Consider the following 21940-nt stretch of genomic DNA (forward strand, 5'->3'; position numbering starts at 1 on the left):
GGGCCGGCCAGGACGCAGCGCACAGTCTGTGATATTCGCCAAGCGTGCGCCTTCAGACCCCGCGACGACAGCCGTTACCAGACCTAGTTAAGGAAATCAGTACATCGCCATGGATGCTCAAGCAGTAAACAACCCCCTTCATAACCTGTTCCGCAATCTCGCCGCCGGTGCGCGACTGATCTTTGGACGCCCGATCGGCAGGGATGACTTTGTCTATTCATTGGATCAAAGCCTGCTGCTGATCGCCGCGGCCATCGGCTTCGAGATCGCGGCCGAATACGCCTTTGTGCAACAACCGGCGACCTACTCGGCCTACGGCCTGACCTATCTGCTTGCGGTCTACGCGGTCGACATCGTTGCGATCCTGCTCGTCGTTCGCCTGGCCAAAGCCCAACTGCAAGCGGCCGGCGAGCTCATCATCGCAACCCTTGCGTGCGCGCCCCTGTTCGCGGTGTACCTGCACATCGCGGGCTACCTGCAGGAGTACGTCGCCGAAACTGACTTGCAGGCATGGGCAATCTGGCTGTCTCCGATCGCTTGGCAACTCTTCATACTGACGCGGCTGCTGCGTGTCGTGCTCGATCTTCGAATTCGCAAGTCGATGCTGTTCGCCGCCATCCAGACCGGTATCGGCTTCGGCAGCCTGTGGGTACTGCCCTACACGATGCTGTGGTACGCGGATGAACCCGTCAGCGAACGCAGCTCTCCGTACGAGGCATTGAGCAAACTCAGCGTCGAAGACCTGTTCTACGATCAGTACCGCCTGGTCGACGATTCGCTCGCACAGTTGGCAGACCAACGCCCAGGGGTCACCGACCTCTACCTGTTGGCAGTCGGCGGGTACGGCCTCGAAAACGTGTTTCTCAACGAGGTGGAGTACGTGCGCGACCTGTTCGACGAGCGTTTCGACACCGAGCAACATTCCGCCATCCTGGTCAACAATGTAGAAACCACGTCGCAATACCCGTTGGCCAACGGACACAATCTGCAAGCACTGTTGAACGGCATGGCCGATCGCATGGATGTCGACGAAGACATCCTGTTCCTGTTCATGACCTCGCACGGTAGCGACGATCACCGCTTCTCACTGCACTTCGGGCCGGTGAAGCTCGACGACCTCAATCCACGCCAGGTCAGGCAGGCGCTCGATGACGCCGGCATCCGCTGGCGCGTTATTGTTGTATCGAGCTGCTACTCCGGCGGTTTTGTCGAACCACTGCGTAACCCACAAACCCTGATCATCACCGCGGCCGCCGCCAACCGCCGATCGTTCGGCTGCGGCGCCACCAGCGACTTCACCGATTTCGGTACCGCCTACTTCAAACAAGCCCTGGGTACGCAGATCGATTTCGTTGCGGCATTCGACACTGCAGAACGCTGGGTCAGCGACAAGGAACAACGCGAGCGGCGCGAGGCGTCCTATCCCCAGCGTTTCGTCGGCGGCGAGATCGAAGCCAAGCTCGCAGCGTATCGCGGCGCATTGCGTGACCCGTCATCGACCACGGCGGCGCTGACGCCACTCTACGACTGCACAGAGATGTCTGCGTCGACCGGTTGCAGGCAGTAATCGATCACTGCCAAACACCGCACCGGCCACGCAGATACCACAGCCGTCCGCATATTCTCTATGATGGTGCAATTGCACAGTCACCACGATCAGCATGCCGGGCGCCCCAATCTTCCATCGTCAATCGATCTCCACCGCGACCGGCTGGATCGATCGCCTGGCCCCGCGGTTGGATGTTGAATCGGTTCCCCTGAACGACGCGGTGGGTCGATGCCTGGCTGGCGATATCCATGCGCAACACACCTGTCCATCAAACACGATTGCGACGCTTGATGGCTACGCCCTGGCAGCTTCCGGCACGGTCGGTGCCAGCGACTACAGTCCATTGCCGTTTCGCCAGACCGACGCTGCGACGCCGCTGCAATCGGCAGAAGCCGTGCCATTGGCGAACGGCGAAGCCTTACCGGACAACGCCGATGCGGTAATCGAGCAGGAACAGGTCGAGCAACGCGCCCGCACGCTGGAAGTCTCCGCAACCGTCGCGCCCGGCAGCGGGGTGATCGCCGCGGGCGAGGAGTTCGAGACCGGCGCCCTGCTGCTCAGCGCCGGTCGCCGGTTGCGACCGCAGGACATCGCCTGGTTGGCGCTCGACCGACGCGACAAGGTCGATGTGATCAGCCGGCCGCGTATCACGGTCCTGCTCGTCGGTGGTGTACCCCATGACGCCAATGGTCCCGCACTGACCGCCGCGATCGCGCGTGACGGCGGCCGCGTCGTGCACGCGGCACGAGTCGACAGCGCAGCGGCGCTCAAAAATGCATTGGCCTCGATTGACAGCGATGCAGTCATCACCGCCGGTGGTACCGGCCAGGGTGTGAACGATTTCGCCATCGCCACATTGGCCGAAGTCGGCCGCATCGACATCTACGGCGTGGCGATGAACCCGGGCGAAAGCACGGCCCTGGGCTTCGCTGCTGAGAGGCCCGTGTTGGCGCTGCCGGGACGACCGCTTGCCTGTCTGTGCGCCTACGACCGCTTGGGCTCGTACCTGGTGCGTCATCTCGCCGGCAACGCCAGTGGCGCATCACATGACACCCGGCAAATGCCGCTGAAACGGAAGGTGGTTTCCTCTATCGGCCAGCTCGACATCTGCCGCGTGCGAATCGACGCCGCAGGGGCCGAGCCCTTGGCAACCGCCGAGAACCGGCTGCTGTCGACCCTGGTTGCTGCCGACGGCTACATCCTGATCCCCGAGAACAGCGAAGGCCATCCTGCGGAAACGATGGTCACCGTCCATCTCTATTAAACTCGACCGTATCAGCCAGCGAGACCGAACTTCATGACCGACGCCAGCTCCCTCGTCGAACGCAGGCGCGCCGCCAGCCAACGCCAGTTCCTGGACGTTGCGACCGCTGAAGAGGCATTGCAGCGTTTCTGGCAGGCCGCCGACCCGCAGCCACTCGGCGACGAGTCGGTCAGCCTCGACGACGCACTCAACCGCGTTCTGGCGAGCGACATCCAGTCGCCGGTCGATGTGCCCGGTTTCGATCGCGCCAACGTGGACGGCTTTGCCGTGCGCGCACAAGACACCGTCGGCGCACGCGAGGATGCGCCGGTGGTACTGGCGCTGACCGACGATGTGCTGACGCCCGGTGTCGAGCCGCGCAGCACGGTCACGGCGGGGTTTGCCAGCGTGATCGCGACCGGTGGCATGGTGCCGCGCGGCGCCGATGCGGTGGTGCTGATCGAAGACACCGAACTGGTCGAGCGCGACGGCCGCCAGAGGGTGCAGATCGGCAAGCCGCTACCGGCCGGCGCCTTTATCGCTTTCGCCGGCACCGATGTCGGGCGCGGCGAAACCGTACTGCGGGCAGGCCAGCTGCTGACCTCACGCGAGATCGGTGTGTTGGCTGCGATCGGCCTGGCCGAAGTGCCGGTGTTTCGCCGCCCGCACGTCGCGGTGATCTCGACCGGCGACGAACTGGTACAACCGGGGCAACTGTTGGCCGCCGGGCAGGTCTACGATTCGAACGGCTCGATCGTCGCCTCCGCATTGCGCGAGATCGGTTGTGAGCCGGTCAGGCTCGGCGCACTGCCGGACGAATACGAGGCTCAGCAAAAGGCACTACGGCATGCGCTCGACTGTGATGCCGTCATTTTGTCCGGCGGCACCTCCAAGGGAGCCGGCGATCTGTCATACGACGTCGTCAGCACCCTGTCGGACCCGGGCGTCATCGTGCATGGTGTGGCAATCAAACCGGGCAAGCCATTGTGCCTGGCGGTGACCGGGCGCAAGCCCGTGGTGATCCTGCCGGGATTCCCGACCTCGGCGATCTTCACCTTTCATCAGTTCGTCGCGCCGGTGCTGCGCGCGATGGCGGGCATGCCGGTGCAGACGCATGAGCGGGTGGTCGCCGAGCTACCGATGCGCCTGAGCTCGGAACGTGGACGTGCCGAGTTCTCGATGGTCAGCCTGATGCGCACCGACGACGGATTCGCCGCCTACCCGATGGGCAAGAGTTCCGGCGCGGTGACCGCCTTCAGCAAGGCCGACGGCTTTATTCGGGTCGATGCACAGACCGAGTTGCTGCCGGCCGGCAGCAAGGTCGAGGTGCAGTTGTTGTCGCGCTCGCTTGCGCCGGCAGATCTGGTCACCATCGGCTCACATTGCGTCGGCCTCGACTACCTGCTGCAGCAGTTGCAGAAAGAGGGGCTCGCAACCAAATCCATGCACGTCGGCAGCCAGGGCGGACTGGCTGCGGTCAGGCGTGGTGAGTGCGATATTGCCGGCATTCACCTGATGGACCCGGAATCGGGCGAATACAACACGCCTTACCTCGAACCCGGCATGCGTTTGCTGAAAGGCTACCGCCGCATGCAGGGCTTTGTTTACCGGCGGGGCGATGCACGCTTCAAGGGCATCGCCACACCCCAGCAGGCGGTCGCCGCCGCGCTGGGCGACGCCGACTGCGTCATGGTCAATCGCAATGCCGGCAGCGGAACCCGCGTGCTGATCGATGAGCTACTGCACGGCGCCCAGCCGGCCGGCTATGCGGTGCAGACCAAATCGCACAACGCGGTCGCCACGGCGGTAGCCCAGGGGCGGGCCGACTGGGGTATCGCAATCGATACCGTCGCCCGCCTGTACGAACTCGAGTTCATCCCGCTGCAGGAAGAACACTACGATTTCGTGATTCCGGAGAGCCGCTGGGAACTGCCCGTGGTGCAGAGATTCGTGGCGCTGTTGCAGGATCCCGACGTCCAGTCCGGTCTGCAGGCATTGGGCTTTCAGCGCTGACGGTGATTTTTGCGGCGCCCCGCTCGGCGGTTTGTCGAGAACGCGATCACACTCGCTGAACCGGGCTCCCGGCATTCACCTGCGGCGAGCCGCGAACAATTTGCACACCGCCGCGTTTGGGAAGACTATTCTTCCTGCGGAAAGTCGTTGCCCGGATCGTGGCGCCGTCCCGGTGCTCCGGGATCGACATTCGGCTTTAAGCAACATGGGTTAATTTCGGACCGGCGCAACCCCAATTTGGGTGCCGTTTTCCTTCAGGAAGCGGCAAAGTCGACCGATAAAAGTAAAAGAAAGTAAGTGCCGAAGGGTGGAGGGTCGGACAATGTCGTCCAGTATCGCAGAACTGCGCCAGCTCGTTGAGGATCCGGAGAGTGATCTAGCCGGGCTGTTTTCGCGCGCCGTGTTGTTATCCAACACACTCAAACAAAAGAACATTACCGCTTGGCTCAAACACGAGCTCGCTGGTTACAGCGAGACCGAAAAGCTGCCCGACTACCGCCTTGGCGCCTGCGGCACCCTGGTTGCCTGGTTTCCGGGACAGGGATGGGCCGAGGCACCGATTGAACGCGCCAATACCGACGAGGGGCTGCTTTGCTACTCGCTGTATCAGTCCTTGCCCGATATCGAAACCGCGTTCAACGAGAACTCGCGAATGGGCGGCCAGCGCGTCGACTTTACGGATGAGAAGTTGGCCAAACTGCAGGAGCAGACCCGCCTGAGTACGCGCTTGGCACTGGCGGTACCCAGCAAGTCGTTTGCATTCGCCCTGCTCGGTGCGCGCGAAGCGCTGCGCCTCTGGATTGAACGACTGACGCACCTGGGCCTGCCCGAGGATGCACACCGCTTCACCGACGAGCAGCGCCAGCAGGCCGCGGAAGCCGACGCCGTGCTCGCGGAGATCATTGCCAAGGCCACCACCAAGGCACAGGCTGAGGCGGCGACGTTCAAGCCGAAGAAGAAAGGATTTTTCGGCCGCCTGCTGGGTATCGGTGGCTGATCCGAACGGTTCACGCTTGGGTGCGGTCAGCATCCACCGTCAGACATATCGACTCGCACCGGTCAGGTAGCGCTTAACAGCGCCCTGACGTCGGTGCATGTCTGCTCTTTCAGCGCCGCCACCCGGATGATTCGAACAGCCGCGGCCCTGTGCGCCGTACACGATCCTGCTAGACTCGACCGCACTCCTGCACTCGAGAACAGGTGAATCGCCGTTGTCGGCCGTCGATACCGCACACGCATACGCGCAAACCAATCTGCAGCTGTATACCCAGTTGCGAACCCTCGGCTATTCGGAAGCGTCGCTGGGCGACACCCGCCGCGCCTACGACCTGGCGATCGTGTTGTTCAGCGGACGTTATCGTTCGAACGGCAAACCGTTTCTCGCACACCTTGTCGGTACCGCCAGCATCCTGGCCGCACACGGCGCCGCACCCGATGTTGTCGTCGCCGGTCTGCTGCACGCCTGCTATATGCAGGGGCAGTTCGGCGATGCGGATATCGGTGTGACATCTAAGCGTACCGAGCTGGTTCGCGCGTATGCGTCGGCATCAGTCGACCGACTGGTGCAGGCGTATTCGCGCATGCCATGGAACAGCGAGACCATCGATGCGATGCACAGCGATCCCGACGCACTCCGATCACAGGATGCCGACATTGTATTGATGCGCTTGGCCAACGATCTGGAAGATCACCTCGACCTGGGGATGCTGTTCGGCAGAAAGGCGTCGCAGGCCATGCCGGCAACGGTGGCGATTGCCAAGCAACTCGGTTGCCCAGACCTGGCGGATGCGTTGACCAAGGCCTACGCCGCCGAACGCGACGCCGAGATACCCGAAGCGCTGCGCATCGATCGCAAGAGTTCATACACGATCCGACCGCGCACCCGCAGTCGGCTGAATGCGCTGCGGGTGTTGATGAAGAAAGTGCGACGCCGCCTGGGCAGCTGAGCGCTGCAGCGGCGATCAGTTACCGCGCAATCGCATCAGGCGCATCATCGCGCGGTTCAACGCACCTTCGATCGGATAGATCGTCGCGTTCATCACCTTGACGACACGATCCCTGCCGAACCGTCGCGCCAACCATTGCGTGGTGCGCGTATACCAGGGATCGAGAAAGCGATAGCGCTGTTTCTTGGTCCAGATCATCAGGTAGGGGATCTGCCCCCGGTCCACGTCCCATTTCTCGCAGAAGTGTTCCAGGGTTTTGCGCGACCAGTCTTCCGACCAACGCAGGCTGAAGAAGGCCAGGTCGCTCCACGCGAACGGTGGCGGCCGGGTGTAGGTGATCTGGCTGGCGGGCTCGAACATCACCTTGCCGCCGCGGTTGCGCACCGTCATGCAGAAATCGATGTGCTCGCGCGTACACATCAGGCCTTCGTCGAGTCCGCCGATGTCGCGCAGCACGTCCGACCGGATCAACACACCATGAAACTCGGCAAGCTCGGTCTCGCCACGCTGCACCTTGGGCAGCACTTCATCCAGGGGCTGCCCCTGGTAGTCGTGCGTGGACTTCACGCGCCGCACGCCGTCGCGCTCAACGATGTGCGCCAAGCCACCGGCCATGTGCACTTCGCGATCTTCACGTCTGCCCTGTCGGTACAAGGGGCCGACAACCTCTGCAGCGGTTTCTTCGGCGCAGTCGACCAACGACTCCAACCAGCGTGGCTCGACCCAGACATCGTTGTCGAGAAACACCACGTACTTGCTGGAGACCCGGCGGAAGCCGATGTTGCGCGCCTGGTTGGGAGCGACATACCCTTCAGTCGCCACAAAGTGGACGCGCCCTGCCCCGATCTTGTGTAGTTTTGCTTTCACCTTGGGAGGTGGATTCCCTTCGACGTAGACGACGGGTACGTCTTCGGGTATCTGCGACAATACGTCGCTGAGAGATTCAGCAGCGAGGCTGAAGCGTTCGCGCGGCACAATGACCAGAGTGACCGATGTGTTTTCCATCTTGGCCCTCAGTGTTATTTGACGTTAATTTTGGTGAGGCTAACACAACTATGTCGTTTCTGTATTGGGGGACCCGTTGCGCGTCTTGATGGTCAGCCAGACCTTTCCGCCTTTGAATCGGACTGGCGCGCCGCTGCAGGCGCTCTATCTCACCCGAGCCCTGGGCCAACTCGGCGTCGACGTCGAGATGCTGACAAGCTGTCCCTGGAAGCAGCGCACAGCAGTCGCCTGGCCGGATGGGATCCGCGTTCGCGCGATTCCTTTTTCAGATGTCCGCGGCCTGCGCGGCGCGAGCCGCTTCGCGACATCGATCGGCGTCGGTAAACGCCTTGCCGACTGGGACATCATCCACGGCCATGCCCTGTCCCCCATGGTGCTGGGCGTGGCGTTGGGCCGCGGGCGAAACGGCCCGCCCATGCTGGCCAAGCCCAGTATCGGCGGCGACCATGCCGAAGGTGAGATCACCCGCATCACCCGCAGCCCCGCGGCAAAAATTCTGCGCAAAGCGGCGCAACGCATCGACCGCTTCGCGATCCTCGACGATCTGATCGAAGCGGACATGGAACCGCTCGGCATACCCCAAGAGCGCCTGATTCGCGTCGACAACGGTGTCGATCTCGACCGCTTCCAACCCGCGAGCGCCGAAGAAAAGGCACGAATTCGTGAACAGCATGGGCTCGATGGCAGAACCGTGGTGCTGTTCTGTGGCCAACTGGCGCCACGCAAAGGGCTGCCGGAACTGCTCGATGCATGGTCGGCGATGCGTGGCGATCGCCACAACACCGTACTTGCGATCGCCGGCAAAGGCCCGCTACTCGACCGCGTGAACGATGAAGTCGCACGCTCCGATGGCGACATCGTCTATCTCGGACAGCAAAAAGATATCGCACCCATCATGCGCATGAGCGACGTACTTGCCCTGCCCTCGCGCTTCGAGAGCTTCGGCAACGTCATTGTCGAGGCTCTGGCCTCAGGCGTGCCCGTTGCGGCCACCCGTTGCGGGATCTCGCCCCGGGCAATCAACGAAGGGAAAAGCGGCTGGTTGATCGACGATACCGACACGACAGCGATCAAACAGACACTCGGCCATGTCCTTGCACGGCGGGAAAGCCTGGCCGATCTTTCCGCTGGGTGTCGCGAGGTTGCAGAGATGTTCTCGTTCGACCGGATCGCGCGCCGTTATCTCGAGGTCTATGACGACATGCTCGCGCAACGTCGTTAAGCAACCCTGCCAACTCGCCGGCCGAGCCATCTCGATCGGCCGTCTTACCTCGTCGCGGGGGGCTCGTCACCAAACACCGCATGCCTGGCAGTCACGAGGAAGATCGCACCCAACAACGCCAACACGGCAAACGTCACCAACCTGATAATCAAGGCCGCCATCACTCCCTGCGCCATGCCGATTCCGACGCCCTGTGCCAACAGACCAAACAGGAATTCGGTTACCCCGAGATTGCCCGGTGTAATGGTGAATATCGTCAGCGCCCGGTTCAGCGTTACGAACAACACCAACAACACCAGTTCCGCCCCGACACCGATCATGCGAAAACACAGGTAGAGCCGCAGCAGCGACACCAGCGTAGCGACAACGATGATCCCCGAACTCAGTGTGAACAAAGCCGGATCGCGGATCAGTCGCAACAGAGATCTCACCAACCTCGCCAGGCGCAACATCAGCCGGCGCCCCCAAGTTTCTCGCCGTGCCTGCGATGACTCGATCTTTGCGGCGATCAGCACAATGCCCACGGTCGAGACAATCAACACAACAACGCCAGCCAACAACAACGTCAGGATCGACACGCCGTGGATAGCGAGCGACGGGCGCACTGACCACACCACGATCAGTGCGAGCAGCAAGGACACCATCAATTGCACCCAGACCATCGAGCCAAACCCGGTCAGCAGCTCGCCGGCACCGAACCCGCCGGCCTTGCGCAGCACGTGGGCCTTGTAGGCCACACCGGACTGTGGAACGAACTTGTTGAGAAAACGCGCCACCACCAGGTAGACAAAGGCCAGCTTCAGCGGCAGACGCTTGCCCAGGTGCTGCGCCGTAATCACGTGACGCAGTGCATCCAGCAGAATGTTGCCGACGCTCAACGCGATAACGGGTAACAGATAGCGCCAGTCGAGGTTGGCGACGAACTGATAATCGTCGGACGACCCTACAACATGACGCACCAGCAGGTAGACCACCACCGCCAGCAACAAATACCGTATCCAACGTGTATAGCGACCGTTCATGGCGTCTGCGTTTGCTCGATCGAAACGGACCTACCCGCGCGGCCTGCACACCTGTTCGGTGCACTGCATGCGAGTTGCGTCGACTCTGTCTGATTCAGATACGGCACAACGGCGTTCAACGCTTGGACTGGATGCGCAGAAAGCCATGGCGCAGACCCGCCACCAGGCCCCAGCGACGAACGTGAAACGCCACATTGTTCCAGCCATGCGGAACAAGCCACCATGCGCGCTCGAACCAGCGTGGTGGTCGATGATCCAAGTCATTGACCGTCGGCGCAGAGCCGAGCTGCCGCGCGATCGGGAACACGATCTGCTCGATTCGGCGCCGCTGGCGGGTATTCAAGCGGTCGTGAAACCGCCCGACATTGCTCGCGACGATCGTCGATTGCTTGCGCGTTACGTCGTCGGGATCACCTAGATTCTCAACCGGACGATCCAGTACCAGCGTGTCGGGCGAGAAATCGATGTCGAGAAACTTGCACACGGAGCGCATCGTTTGTTCCGGGTATGTGAGCAGATCCTCGTAGCGTATCGTCTTATAGTCACTACCCAGGGCCTGGGCATCGCGCGCTGCCTGCATCAGAGATTGCCGCCAATCGTCTGCCGAAAGATAAAGATTACCGCCCCATGCCTGTCTGACTGACAAGGCACGATCCCGCGGGTCGCGCACGATGTGCAGGAAGCGGGCCTGTGGAAACCGGTGTTTGAGCAATCGCATGTGCGCCAGGTAGCGTGGTGTCTTGTCACCCCAAATCACCCTGGCATCGTCAGCACTGCCGGCGTACAGCCGCAGTACCTGCTCGATGACCTCAAGCCAGGTCGGTCGGCCAAATGCCTGTTTCAGTTGCTGCCAGTCCGGCACGCTGCCCCGTTGCTGTAGACGTCGCAGAAATGTCGAGCCGCTCAGCAACTCTTCGAACTGCCGCAGTTTCGGCGAAGTCGGCACGACGTCGTCGCCGATGATCCGTTCGAACAAATGGGGCAAAAAATGGGTTTCAGCGACCGGTATCGCAATATGCGGGTGACGATTCAACAGGTCGCGAATCAGCTTGGTGCCGCTGCGCGACAGGCCAACGATGAACAAGGGACCGAGAAACGGGGCAGTCACGGCAACAGACGCTCGAAATCAGAGATCGACAAGTTTAGCGGGAACGGCTCGATGGGTCGCAACGCTCCGCTAGGCATCTGCCTCGATGCAACAGGGCAGTCGCCGGCACTAGGTTAGTCAGCGAACTCGAAGTAGACACGACAATCCGCACCACCGCCCCTCAGCCGGGTATAGAAATCATAGCGAAAGCTCGCTTCTGTCGCAGGCGGCCCGTAGCTGTCGGATGACGCGTTGGCCAATCCGATAGCGCCCACCAGGTCATTGTTTGCGCCGACCAAGGCCTTGGGAAGCGACGAGATCCGGCGCGACAACTGGCTGCCCAGATCGAACTGCTCGATCGCCTGCTTCGCCGCATACCGCCCTGTACGCGCGGCCGTCGCATTCACCCCCTGCCTCACCGCCGCCTTGCTGAGTGTCTTGGTGCCGCGCGTAAGCGCAAAGTCAACAGCGATCTCTGTCAGGCTATCAACCAGCGGTCCGCCATCGTCATACTCCCACATCACGACCTGCACGTTGATCGGCTGATCGACGCCGCGCCAGACGGTCTTGCCGATGCGACGCTTCGCTCCCTTCTTGATCCCTTTGTAGACACCGCTCTTCGATGGCAGCGCCGTGCTCTGGTAACCACCGCCGGCATCCGTTACCACCACGTCGATATGAATCTCGTTGGCCGGGTAGAAAACGCTGTCGCGTTGCACGCTGGGGCACCACATCCCATTCAACACCAGGGATGTCGGCTGCGGGCGTAGCGACTCTTCGTAATATCGATACTGATCATCGATCTCCTGCGCGGTCTCACGCGCGGCCCGCTCGTACTCTGCGTTGTGACCGAAGCGCAACGCTGTATCGAAGTCCGCCTGAGCCTCGCCGAGATTACCCAGCTCGCGCTGCGACCAACCGCGATAGAAATAGGCCTCGGCGTCGTTGGGATTGATCTCCAGTGCATCCGTAAAATCGGATATCGCCTTGCCGTGCTGTCCGCCGTCTTGTTGGTGGATGCCCTTCATGAAGTAAAGGTCGGCCAGATTGGTGCCGGAATAATTTCCGGAATGGATCGCGCGCAGGCAGACAAACACCTTGCCGGCGCGACTACCTCCTTCGCGCATGCAATCGTCATAGTAGTTGTCGGACTGTTCGCGGGTCAGCTGAGTATTGCAGCCACTGAGTGAAGCAAGCGTGACGAGAAAAACGAGAAACAGGGAGGATCTGGTATGAGCATTCATGGCCATTGTTGTTCTTTGTTATTGTTTCAGACGGGCACATGCCGTACACGAATCCAAAGTCCAACAGGATTGGCCGCCACATAGCTCTCAAGCTTAGCCTAAGTTAACACGTCTGATTTAGCGGGTCCGGCCACCGGTTGCCACACGCCGCTCGACATCGCCGAACGCGAGTTCGTCGTCACCAGCACACCCGACGTTTGTTTTTCGGCCACAGCGCGCACAATCAAACAGCCGCCGGCGACATAAATTTGCGTTGTGAAAAGCGCCACGCTGGGGGGTTGAAACACTCTCGGCAAAATCCGCATCCCGTTAACCTGCGCACATTCAAGGCACGTCAGAAGTCTGTCGCGATCAGTTCGCGCAGCGACCGCCGATAGCGCGTGCATCCATCAATTTCCACGTATTTCGAGTGGCCGACGGGAGGTCCTGAGATGTCTTTTGCTGTTCGTACTGCGCTGATCGGTTCAGTTTTATTTGCCGCAGTCTTCACCCATGCACACGCCCGCGCCGATAGCGATCCGGCATCGCCGAATATTCCTACAGCTGAATCGACTGCCCATAGCGAATCCATCGTTCCCGAGCCGAATTTCGACGAGGCATTTGAATCGACGCATTTTTCCGGTTCCGCCAACTGCTCGTCGTGCCATGACGATCTACGTGATCGGAACGGTGAAGACGTCTCCCTGGTTCGAGACTGGTCTGCCACGATGATGGCCCATGCTGCACGTGACCCGGTGTTCCAGGCCAAGGTCGCGAGCGAAATCAAGCGTCATCCGGAACTCGAAGAGGTGATCTCCGAGAAATGTCTGCGCTGTCACGCGCCGATGGCCGGTGTCGACGCCGACTATGACGGCAACCAGCTGACGCTGCTCGACGACGAAGGCATTCTCGACCCCGACAATCCCTATCACAGCCAGGCAATGGAGGGTGTCGGTTGCACCGCCTGCCACCAGATCGAGGACAACGGGCTCGGCGAGTTGTCGTCGTTCTCCGGCGGATTCGACATTCCGACCATCGATGACAAGTGGCAACGCGTTTCCTACGGCCAGTACGAGTCACCGGTGACGGACACGATGCAGCGCCAGTCGGGATTCACGGCGCAACACGCAGCGCATATGGATGACTCGGCGATGTGCGCCACCTGTCACAACCTGAACACGCCGGTCGTGAACAGCGACGGCGTGGTGATCAGCACGACGACCGGCCACGAGTTTCCGGAACAGGCGGTGTATACCGAGTGGCAGAACAGCGATTACGCCGACAACGGCACCAATCCACAGAGTTGCCAGGACTGCCACATGCCCTCTGCCGATGGCGTGCGCATGGCGACCCGGCCGCGCCGCTTGGCGCCGGTAGACGATTTCAAGCGCCACCTGTTCGCTGGCGCAAACACCGTGGTGCTCGACATGCTCGACAAGAACCGCGACGAACTGGGCGTGACCACATCCGGCATTGCCGACGCGGTCGAAACAGCCCGCGGCTTTCTGAAAACCTCCGCCGAACTGCGATTGGTTTCCGCTGAACGTAGCGACGGAATACTCGATGTCGAGCTCGAGGTCATCAACTTGAGTGGCCATAAACTCCCGACCGGCTACCCATCGCGCCGGGTGTGGATCGACTTCCAGGTTGTCGATGCCGATGGGCAGCAAGTGTTCCGCTCGGGCGAGATGCACGCCGACGGGCGCATCGAGGGTGTCGACGACGACGCCACGCAAGTCGCCTACCAACCGCATCATACGCTGATCAGCGAACCGAGCCAGGTGCAGGTGTATGAAACCGTGATGGGCGATACCGACGAGGCTTTGACTCATACACTGCTTTCGGCAAATGCCTATCTCAAAGACAACCGCCTGACGCCCAGCGGCTTCAACAAACATGTCGCGACCGATGACATCGCGGTAATCGGTGAGGCCATGACTGATGATGATTTCAACAACGGAAGCGATACGGTGGTGTACCGGGTACCGATCCAGACCGATGGACCGGTAACGATAAAAGCGGCATTGCGTTATCAGCCGCTGTCCGCGAACTACCTGCAGGATCTGTTCACCGATGCGGACCTGGCCCTGGTCGCGCGCCTGCAGCGTCTATGGGCTACCGCCGCGGTACGTGCAGAGACCCTGGCCGAGGTCGAGTTGCAGATCGTCCAATGATCTGATGCAGCGTGTATCGAGCGCCGGCCGGCACCAAGCAAGGCCGGCGCCGCAGCTAAAGCTCGACGACGGCGCATCGCGCTGATCAGCGCAGTTTGAAAGTTCACTGGGTGGCGCAGCGCTCGCTGTAGATCTGCGGATAACACGTGGTGCCGCGCAGCGAGTTCGCCCGATCCAGTTCTTCCTTGGCCTCATCGCAACGCCCCTCGCTGGCGAGAATCATCCCGGAGACCGTCAATCGCTCTTCTTCGAGCGAGCTCGCTTCGACCCGCTCCAACAGCGTGCGGGCCGCATCGACAAGGCCATCGTCAAGCAACGTTCTGGCAGCACTCAGACGTTTGTTGTCGCGATACCTCAGTTCAAGTTCCTCTTCCATATTCGCGCGCGTCAGGTCCGCGTAGTTACCCAAGGCCAGCAATGTTTCGGTTTCGACGATTCGTTTACCTTTCAATAGCAGACTTGTCCGGCGTGACGCTCCCCCGCTGTCACTCAGCAACTTTCCGCTGCTGTCGAAGGCAAACACCTGCACCGCGTACTCGTGATCATCGCCCGCCCCGTCGTCGACTATCTCAAAGTCAGTCAAGGGTACTTGCTGTGCGTCTGTGTTGACCCAGGCCACCGGTGAGTAGATTGTGGACGAGCCGTCACGCGTAACCTGCATCAGCTGCAGCTGATAACGGCTGGCGGATTCGAAGGACTCCCAGGCGATCGTGTGCTGCGCCCCATCTGCCGATTCACGCTCGCCGGCGGGCGAGGTAACTTGCACGTTGGGGCGGATCGCCAGCTGCAATTCAGGTAACGGGACGGGCCGCGCGGTGGCAACGACGGTCAGACCCTCTGATTGGAAGGATGGACCTTCTGTGAACTGCCGCTCGGTCAGCGGTGGGTTCGGCCCGCCGACAACACTGAACTCGCCATCGGCCGGGCGTTCGCTCCAGCCCTCGATCTCGATGCGATTCAGCACCCATTCCCCTGGCGGCACCGAGACTGAAAACAAACCATCGTCATCGGTGATCAACAAGGCCGAGACATACTTGCTGCCGATGATCAGCATCAGCGAAACGCCGGCTGCGGGACGCTCATTGAACAGTATCCGACCAGAGAGATAGGCATCGCCGGCAGGCAGGTCCTCGAGGTCGGCAGCCGACACCCACTCTCCGCCGAAACGAACCGTCTGGTGAAAGAACCGGGAGGAAAAGCTGTAGGTTCTGACCCGCTCGCCACTGTCGTCAGCTTCGACATCGTCGAAGCCGCCGGCAGGCTGCCACGTGGAGAGTTCGAGGTAGCTGAGGTCGGCCACGCCGATCCAGAACGTGAGCGGAATACTGATCAGCGAAGCCAACATACCGCCGACCACACCGGCCTTGCTCAGCGCAGGCCGCTCCGCTGCCCGCCGGGCCCCGACGAAACTGACGACAACGCTTGTCAGTATGAATACAGCCAAGACTGCCAGTAGTGCGTAGGCCATGGTTCTCAGCGAAGGACCGGCGCTCAATATCGCACCGGCGTCCGAACCCCACAGGAACAACGGAACAAAGTAGAACGACCCCACGCTGAGCAGGAGAAGGGCGGTAAAAAATAACAACGCGAGGTCTAGCCGGCGATTGAGAACATGCCCGCCGACCACAGTGAACAACGACAATAGCGGATTGAAAAAACGGCGCATCGAATTTCCCTGTTGTTGATTGTCGGCTTCTATGCCGGATTGCAGGTATCGCCCATTTTAACCTTTCGAGACGTATACGTCGGAACGGGAATTCGGTTCAGCGCCGTAGACAACCGCGCGGCTTTCGCCACAGGCAGCTTGTGACAGCCAGATGCGTTCTATCAATGCACGAAACCGATTACTGCTCTTAGATGAGCTATCGGCGATACGGCTTTCACGGCCGGGCCGATATACCCACAGATCTCGAGGACACAGCGATGCTGATCGGCGTAACCAGTCAGAATTTTCGAACGATCACCGGTCATGCCGGAAAGGCACGGCGCTTCATCGTGTACCGGACCGATGCCGGTGAGGCTCTCAGCGAGGTGGAACGTTTGGACCTGCCGAAATCGATGAGCCTGCACGAATACCACGGCGACGAACATCCACTGTTTGCGCTCGACGTGCTCGTGACGGCGGGTTGTGGCGATAACTTTCGCCAACGTCTTACCTCGCGTGGGCTGAAGGTGATCACCACCTCGGAGACCGACCCGGCAACCGCCGTCAGCGCCATCGCCAACGGGCAGTCGTTGCCGCCCGCGTTGCCGCATGACGATTGAACGTCTGCATCGACGCCAAACCGCCGTGCCTGTTGCTCAGTGTTCGGGCACGCAGATCTTATGCGCGATGACCGCCTTTGCGGTCAGCGCGATCAGCATACCGACGACTGCCGTCAACACCAGCAACAACACACCGCCGATCCAGGCATAAGCCGATGCAGCCGTTTTCTCGAACATCAGCAGGCTGGCGATGCTGATGGCCGCCAGCGGAAACGAATAGGCCCACCAAGACAGAAAGAAACGCAGTTTGAAGAAACGCGGTGTCTGCGTAAGCAGCAGCAACGTGAGAAACAGCGCACTGAAATAGAGAATGCGGGCGAAAGCATCGAGCTCGCCGACCAGGCGCATATAGGCGATGAAGCCGACCGCCGGCGGTGCGATCAGGATGAACAGGGTCGGCATGAGCTTCTCGTCGATCGGGTGATGAAACAGCATGCGGTAGAAGATGATCGTCATCAGCAGCACCCAGAACAGCATGCCGATACTGAAAAAGAACCACGAGATGTCGACATGACCGAGCGGTACACCGGCCACCGGCACCAGGACGTTGCCGACCGCCGGAATGAACCATGCCGGGTTCACGTGATGGACCTCGAACCGCTCGTGATGCATCCAGATGTTCACGACATACAACGTGAACAGCAGGTGCATGCCCATCCCCACGAACCACACGACATGGCTGGCCTCCCGCGCCAGCGGCAGAAACACAATGGCCAGCAGCAACAGGCTGATCGAGATGGTCGGGAAGAAGTTGAGCTTGATCGGATGATGCAGTTCGGCCATCACCGCCGGCCGATGTCGCACCCATTTCGCGGCGAACAATCCGCTGAGCACGACAAACACGGCCAGCGTTATGCCCGCCAAGGGGATATCCAGATGCAGATCGACGCCGGCGAGGTGTTGCGCCTTCTCCCAAGCGATGGTGAGGCCGGCAAGCCCCATGACCACGGCGAAGAACGAGATAGGCATATGCTGCAGTCTCGGCGCTTTCTCGACTGACGGTTCCATTTGCGTTCCCTGATGCGGACAAAACCTAGGAAAATTGTAAAGAATTTGCCTGGGCCGTCATTGAAGATCGTCAAACCATGCGGCGGCACCAAGGGCTGATGCACCGGGAATACCGTTCACACGCGATTCCCCCTCTCAGTATTGAAGAACGAATAGTCAAGAATCGCCATCCTCAGCCGCTGGACAGATGTGGACCCCGGATGCCTCACGGTCCTTCGCAAGCGCTTGGGAAGCACACGGATGAAAACAACGCTGTTCAACGCAAAACTGGTGCTTATATCGGCTCGGTCCCTGACCCTGCTGATCGCCTGCATAGTGCTGGTTCTCAGTTCTCCAGCGCACTGCGAGTCACGAGTCTACACGGTCGGTGTTGTACCGCAGTTCGACGCGCACACGCTGCACGCCATCTGGCGACCGATTCTGGACCGCCTGGAGCAAGAGACCGGGGAGCGCTTCAAACTGCGCGGCTCCACCAGCATCCCGGATTTCGAAGAGGAATTCGAAACGGGGCGTTTCGACTTCGCCTACATGAACCCGTACCACATCGTCGTCGCCAACCGGCTTGCCGGCTATCAACCCCTGGTTCGCGACCACGGACATAGGCTGCAGGGTGTATTGGTGGTACGCAAGGACAGCCGCATCGAATCGCCGGCCGACCTCGACGGTAAGGCGATAGCTTTCCCGGCTGCCAATGCACTTGGCGCCTCGCTGCAGATTCGCCAGGAGCTCACCGACAAGTTCGGCATCAGCTTTCAGCCACAGTACGTCAAGACGCATGACTCGGTGTATCTCAACGTGCTGCTCAACGAAACTGCCGCGGGCGGCGGTGTGCAGAACACTCTGAACCGCCAGCCACCAGAGTACCGTGATGGTCTCAGGATCATTCACCGCACCACAACGGTTCCGCCACATCCGTTCTGTGTGTCGCCGGATGTGCCACAAACGGTTCGCGACAAGGTTGCAGCGGCATTTCTCAGAATGGGCACGGACAACGAGGGAAAACGCCTGCTGGCTCAAGTCCCGATAGAACGGGTCGGTATCGCAAGCCTGGAGGACTACCTCGTGCTCAAGCAGATGCATCTGGATCGGTTCTTCGTCAAACGCTGATCAGCCGATGAAACTGCGATACAAGATCCTTCTCCCGTCGTTGCTCGCCATGTCGCTGCTGGCGGCATTTTTGCACCTGTACTGGGAACCGCTGCAGATCCAACAGGCGAAGAAACGATTTGTAGAACAAAGCGATCAATTGCTGGCCGCCGGCCAGAACGATGTTATCGGCCATCTTCTGGAACGAGATCTCGCTGCCGTATTCTCTGCGATGAATACCTTGCGCTCGCTGTTCGGCAAGAGTTGGCACAATCTCGCGCTATACGACGATACCGGCAAACGGATCTACCCCCTATTCCCCGACCAGGAAACGGCGCCGCCGGCAGATGCTGAACTGATTCACCGTACACACGCCCTCGTGGTATCGGGCACACAGCTGGGCCGCATTGAAGTCGACATCGATTGGACCGCTGAGCGTGCTGAACTCTTCGAGAGTATCGAGAATCTGCATCAGGTCTTTCTGTTTATCTTTGCGCTGATCATCACCGTAAACTTCGCCAGCCAGCATCGCCTGCTGTTCAGGCCGTTCGACCGGCTCCAGGCAGCCGTGGCTGCGCTGGCCCGCGGTGAACCGGAAACCGAACAGGCACCTTATATACGTGACATCCCGAACGATGAACTGGGCGAGATACTGCGCTCGTTCAACGACATGGCGCGCCACGTCACCGACCAGACCGCGCGCCTGCGCGCCGTCATCGACACCGCCGTGGACGGCATCATCGTCATCGATACCAAGGGCATCATCCACGAGTTCAGCCCCGCGGCGGAATCGATGTTTGGCTACCGCAAAGATGAGACCCTCGGCTCGAATGTCAGCATGCTGATGCCTGCTCCATTCGCTGCCGTTCACGACCAGCATCTGGCGCGCTATGTGGCCAATCCGGTTCCGAGCGGTGTGCTTAGCGGAATTCGCGAGTTTGTCGGTCGGCGCAAAGATGGCGAAGAGTTTCCGTTGGACCTTGCCGTGCGCGAAGCAAACATTGGCGGCGAAACCTTTTTCACCGGTGTCGTGCGCGATATCAGCGAGCGCAAGACAGCCGAAGAGTTGCTGCAGCGCAGCCAACAGGGCCTGCTGGTGCAGGCACAGAAAATGGCGGGGCTCGGCAGCTGGGAACTGGACCTGTCGGATGAGCGGCTCGCCTGGTCTGATCAGTCGTACCGGATGCTGCAATTGCCGGAAGACGACAGCGTGCTGACATTCGAATACTTCTTCAGCCGCGTGCACCCGGACGATGTAGCGGAAGTAAGGCAGGCCCACAACACGTTGTTCACCTCACACATACCATTCGACCTCGAGTTCCGACTGGTGATGGCCGACGACAGCATCATCTATGTCAATGAGCGATCGGAGATCCTGGCCGGCCCCAACGGCGAACCGCTCAAGGCTATCGGCAGCCTGCTCGACGTGACCAAGCAGGTCGAAGAGTCGGTACGCCTGGACGAGGCCAAACGTGCGGCCGAGGCTGCGACCAAGGCGAAAAGCGAGTTTCTCGCCAATATGAGCCACGAAATCCGCACGCCGATGAATGCCGTCATCGGCATGTCGCATCTGGCCCGTCGCACCAACCTGAATCCACAACAGCGCGGCTATGTCGACAAGATTCACGAGGCGGCCGATAGTCTGCTCATGATCATCGACGACATCCTCGATTTCTCGAAGATCGAATCCGGCCACCTGAGCATCGAACAGACTGGATTCAGCGTGAAATCCCTGTGCAGCAGGGTCGACACCATCGTGGGCACGATGGCCCGAAGCAAGGGTGTGACCCTCGACTTCGAGGTATCCGATAACCTCCCCACCCATTTCACCGGCGACGCCTTGCGTCTCAGCCAGGTCCTGATCAACCTCGGCAGCAATGCGGTCAAATTCACCTCGCCCGGCGGGCATGTAACGATCGGCTGCCGTTTGCGCGAACGATCCAACGGCGCGTTCCTGGTAGAGTTTTCTGTTGCCGACGACGGTATAGGCATCAGTCCGGAGCAGGCCAAGACCTTGTTTCGCCCGTTCACCCAGGCCGACAGCTCTACCACGCGCAAATACGGCGGAACGGGATTGGGGTTGGCGATATCGAAAAAGCTCGTCGAGCTGATGCATGGCGACATCTGGGTCGAATCCACGCCAGGCAAGGGCAGCACCTTCGCATTCTTCGTCCGACTGACAGAGGGCTCAAGCGAAGATACCGAGTCGGATGGTACAAACGGGCAGCTGAGCGAAGAGGAGTTGTTTGCCACCTATCGGGCCGAACTCGGTGGCAAACGCGTCTTGTTAGTCGAAGACAACGATCTTAACCTCGAAGTGGCGCTTGATCTTCTCGAATCCCTCGGTCTCTCGGTCGACATCGCGAAAGATGGCGAGCAGGCCCTCGCCGCGCTCGAACACAAACCGTTCGACGGTGTGTTGATGGACTGCATGATGCCGGTACTGGATGGCTATGAAGCAACGCGCCGCCTGCGCCGCAATCCGAAGTTCTCACAGTTGCCGGTCATTGCCATGACCGCGAATGTCATGGCCGAAGATCGTGAACGCTGCCGGGCAGCAGGCATGAACGACCATATCGCCAAGCCGCTCGATCTGCGGCACATGCTGGCAACCCTCGCCAAGTGGCTAGCGCCGGATAGCGTGTTGACCTCGTCTGCCGCAGCGCCGGCAAAGCCGGGTTCCACGCCGGCTCTGCCGGGGATCGATACTACCCAAGGTATGGTAACGGCTCGCGGCAAGCCCGCGTTCTATCGAAAACTCTTGCGCCTCTTTCTCGATGACAAACGCGAGTTCGAAGCGCAGTTCCGCGAGGCGCAGGACGACGCCGACCCGACCGCAGCGCAACGCGCTGCGCATTCGCTCAAAGGCATGGCTGCGAGCATCGGCGCACGAACCCTGACGGGCCTTGCCGCTGCCCTCGAAGCAGCATGCAGGAACGGCGCTGGCGATATCGACGACCGGCTCGACGCGGTGGTCGCCGAACTGCACATCGTTAACAAAGGTATCGAAGGGCTCGAGGCTGGCGAATCCGCACAGCCGCCGTACGCGAACAAGGCCGGCTGAGCGTTGCCTTACCCGGCTCACACCTTGCCGATC

Annotated in this window: 16 protein-coding genes; 10 read left to right on the forward strand and 6 right to left on the reverse strand. The window is 60.6% G+C overall.

Going from position 1 to position 21940, the window contains the following annotated elements:
- Window positions 1-109: 109 nt before the first annotated feature.
- The 5 genes from B1781_RS19710 (at window position 110) to B1781_RS19730 (ending at window position 6751) form a co-directional block, all read left to right on the forward strand.
- Window positions 110-1567 carry a C13 family peptidase gene (locus tag B1781_RS19710; RefSeq protein WP_078121289.1) on the forward strand — a complete coding sequence of 486 codons (1458 nt, stop codon included), beginning with the start codon at window positions 110-112 and terminating at the stop codon, window positions 1565-1567.
- A 94-nt stretch (window positions 1568-1661) separates the two neighbouring features.
- Window positions 1662-2813 (forward strand): molybdopterin molybdotransferase MoeA, encoded by a 1152-nt coding sequence (locus B1781_RS19715; RefSeq protein WP_078121290.1) that lies wholly within the window; start codon window positions 1662-1664, stop codon window positions 2811-2813.
- Window positions 2814-2846: 33 nt separating this feature from the next.
- Complete coding sequence (locus B1781_RS19720; protein ID WP_078121291.1) at window positions 2847-4805, forward strand: molybdopterin biosynthesis protein; 1959 nt, start codon at window positions 2847-2849, stop codon at window positions 4803-4805.
- Between the two features lie 322 nt (window positions 4806-5127).
- Entirely contained in the window at window positions 5128-5802 is a 675-nt protein-coding gene (locus tag B1781_RS19725) for an AbiTii domain-containing protein (protein ID WP_078121292.1), read from the forward strand.
- Between the two features lie 214 nt (window positions 5803-6016).
- A complete protein-coding gene (locus B1781_RS19730) occupies window positions 6017-6751 on the forward strand; it encodes an HD domain-containing protein (RefSeq protein ID WP_164513476.1) in 735 nt (244 codons plus the stop codon).
- A gap of 15 nt (window positions 6752-6766) precedes the next feature.
- Here the strand turns inward: B1781_RS19730 and B1781_RS19735 are convergent, their stop codons facing one another.
- Complete coding sequence (locus B1781_RS19735) at window positions 6767-7756, reverse strand: glycosyltransferase family 2 protein (RefSeq protein ID WP_078121294.1); 990 nt, start codon at window positions 7754-7756, stop codon at window positions 6767-6769.
- 76 nt (window positions 7757-7832) lie between these two features.
- Between B1781_RS19735 and B1781_RS19740 the strand changes: the two genes are divergently transcribed.
- Entirely contained in the window at window positions 7833-8978 is a 1146-nt protein-coding gene (locus B1781_RS19740) for a glycosyltransferase family 4 protein (protein WP_125932191.1), read from the forward strand.
- Between the two features lie 44 nt (window positions 8979-9022).
- On the opposite strand, the gene B1781_RS19745 is transcribed toward B1781_RS19740, so the two are convergent.
- The 3 genes from B1781_RS19745 to B1781_RS19755 all read right to left on the reverse strand — a co-directional run bounded on the left by B1781_RS19745 (window position 9023) and on the right by B1781_RS19755 (window position 12331).
- Window positions 9023-10000, reverse strand: a complete 978-nt coding sequence (locus B1781_RS19745) for a lysylphosphatidylglycerol synthase transmembrane domain-containing protein (protein ID WP_078121296.1) — start codon at window positions 9998-10000, stop codon at window positions 9023-9025.
- Window positions 10001-10115: 115 nt separating this feature from the next.
- A complete protein-coding gene (locus tag B1781_RS19750; RefSeq protein ID WP_078121297.1) occupies window positions 10116-11108 on the reverse strand; it encodes a sulfotransferase family protein in 993 nt (330 codons plus the stop codon).
- A 113-nt stretch (window positions 11109-11221) separates the two neighbouring features.
- A complete protein-coding gene (locus B1781_RS19755) occupies window positions 11222-12331 on the reverse strand; it encodes a tetratricopeptide repeat protein (protein WP_164513477.1) in 1110 nt (369 codons plus the stop codon).
- Window positions 12332-12762: 431 nt separating this feature from the next.
- Here B1781_RS19755 and B1781_RS19760 point away from each other — a divergent pair, with 431 nt between their 5' ends.
- Window positions 12763-14484 (forward strand): multiheme c-type cytochrome, encoded by a 1722-nt coding sequence (locus B1781_RS19760; protein ID WP_078121299.1) that lies wholly within the window; start codon window positions 12763-12765, stop codon window positions 14482-14484.
- A gap of 103 nt (window positions 14485-14587) precedes the next feature.
- Here B1781_RS19760 and B1781_RS19765 read toward each other — a convergent pair whose 3' ends face one another.
- The gene (locus B1781_RS19765; RefSeq protein WP_078121300.1) at window positions 14588-16150 is read right to left on the reverse strand and encodes a hypothetical protein; all 1563 of its coding nucleotides are present in this window, start codon (window positions 16148-16150) and stop codon (window positions 14588-14590) included.
- A 191-nt stretch (window positions 16151-16341) separates the two neighbouring features.
- Here B1781_RS19765 and B1781_RS19770 point away from each other — a divergent pair, with 191 nt between their 5' ends.
- Window positions 16342-16749 carry a NifB/NifX family molybdenum-iron cluster-binding protein gene (locus B1781_RS19770; protein WP_334223798.1) on the forward strand — a complete coding sequence of 136 codons (408 nt, stop codon included), beginning with the start codon at window positions 16342-16344 and terminating at the stop codon, window positions 16747-16749.
- A gap of 36 nt (window positions 16750-16785) precedes the next feature.
- Here B1781_RS19770 and B1781_RS19775 read toward each other — a convergent pair whose 3' ends face one another.
- Window positions 16786-17757, reverse strand: a complete 972-nt coding sequence (locus B1781_RS19775; protein ID WP_078121301.1) for an SLAC1 anion channel family protein — start codon at window positions 17755-17757, stop codon at window positions 16786-16788.
- Between the two features lie 240 nt (window positions 17758-17997).
- Between B1781_RS19775 and B1781_RS19780 the strand changes: the two genes are divergently transcribed.
- Both B1781_RS19780 and B1781_RS19785 read left to right on the forward strand, forming a co-directional pair.
- A complete protein-coding gene (locus tag B1781_RS19780) occupies window positions 17998-18864 on the forward strand; it encodes a phosphate/phosphite/phosphonate ABC transporter substrate-binding protein (RefSeq protein ID WP_078121302.1) in 867 nt (288 codons plus the stop codon).
- A gap of 7 nt (window positions 18865-18871) precedes the next feature.
- Window positions 18872-21907: an ATP-binding protein gene (locus tag B1781_RS19785; protein ID WP_078121303.1), complete on the forward strand. Its 3036-nt coding sequence runs from the start codon at window positions 18872-18874 to the stop codon at window positions 21905-21907.
- Window positions 21908-21940: the final 33 nt, after the last annotated feature.

The organism is Thiosocius teredinicola, assembly GCF_002009425.1.
Taxonomy (GTDB): Bacteria; Pseudomonadota; Gammaproteobacteria; order Chromatiales; family Chromatiaceae; genus Thiosocius; species Thiosocius teredinicola.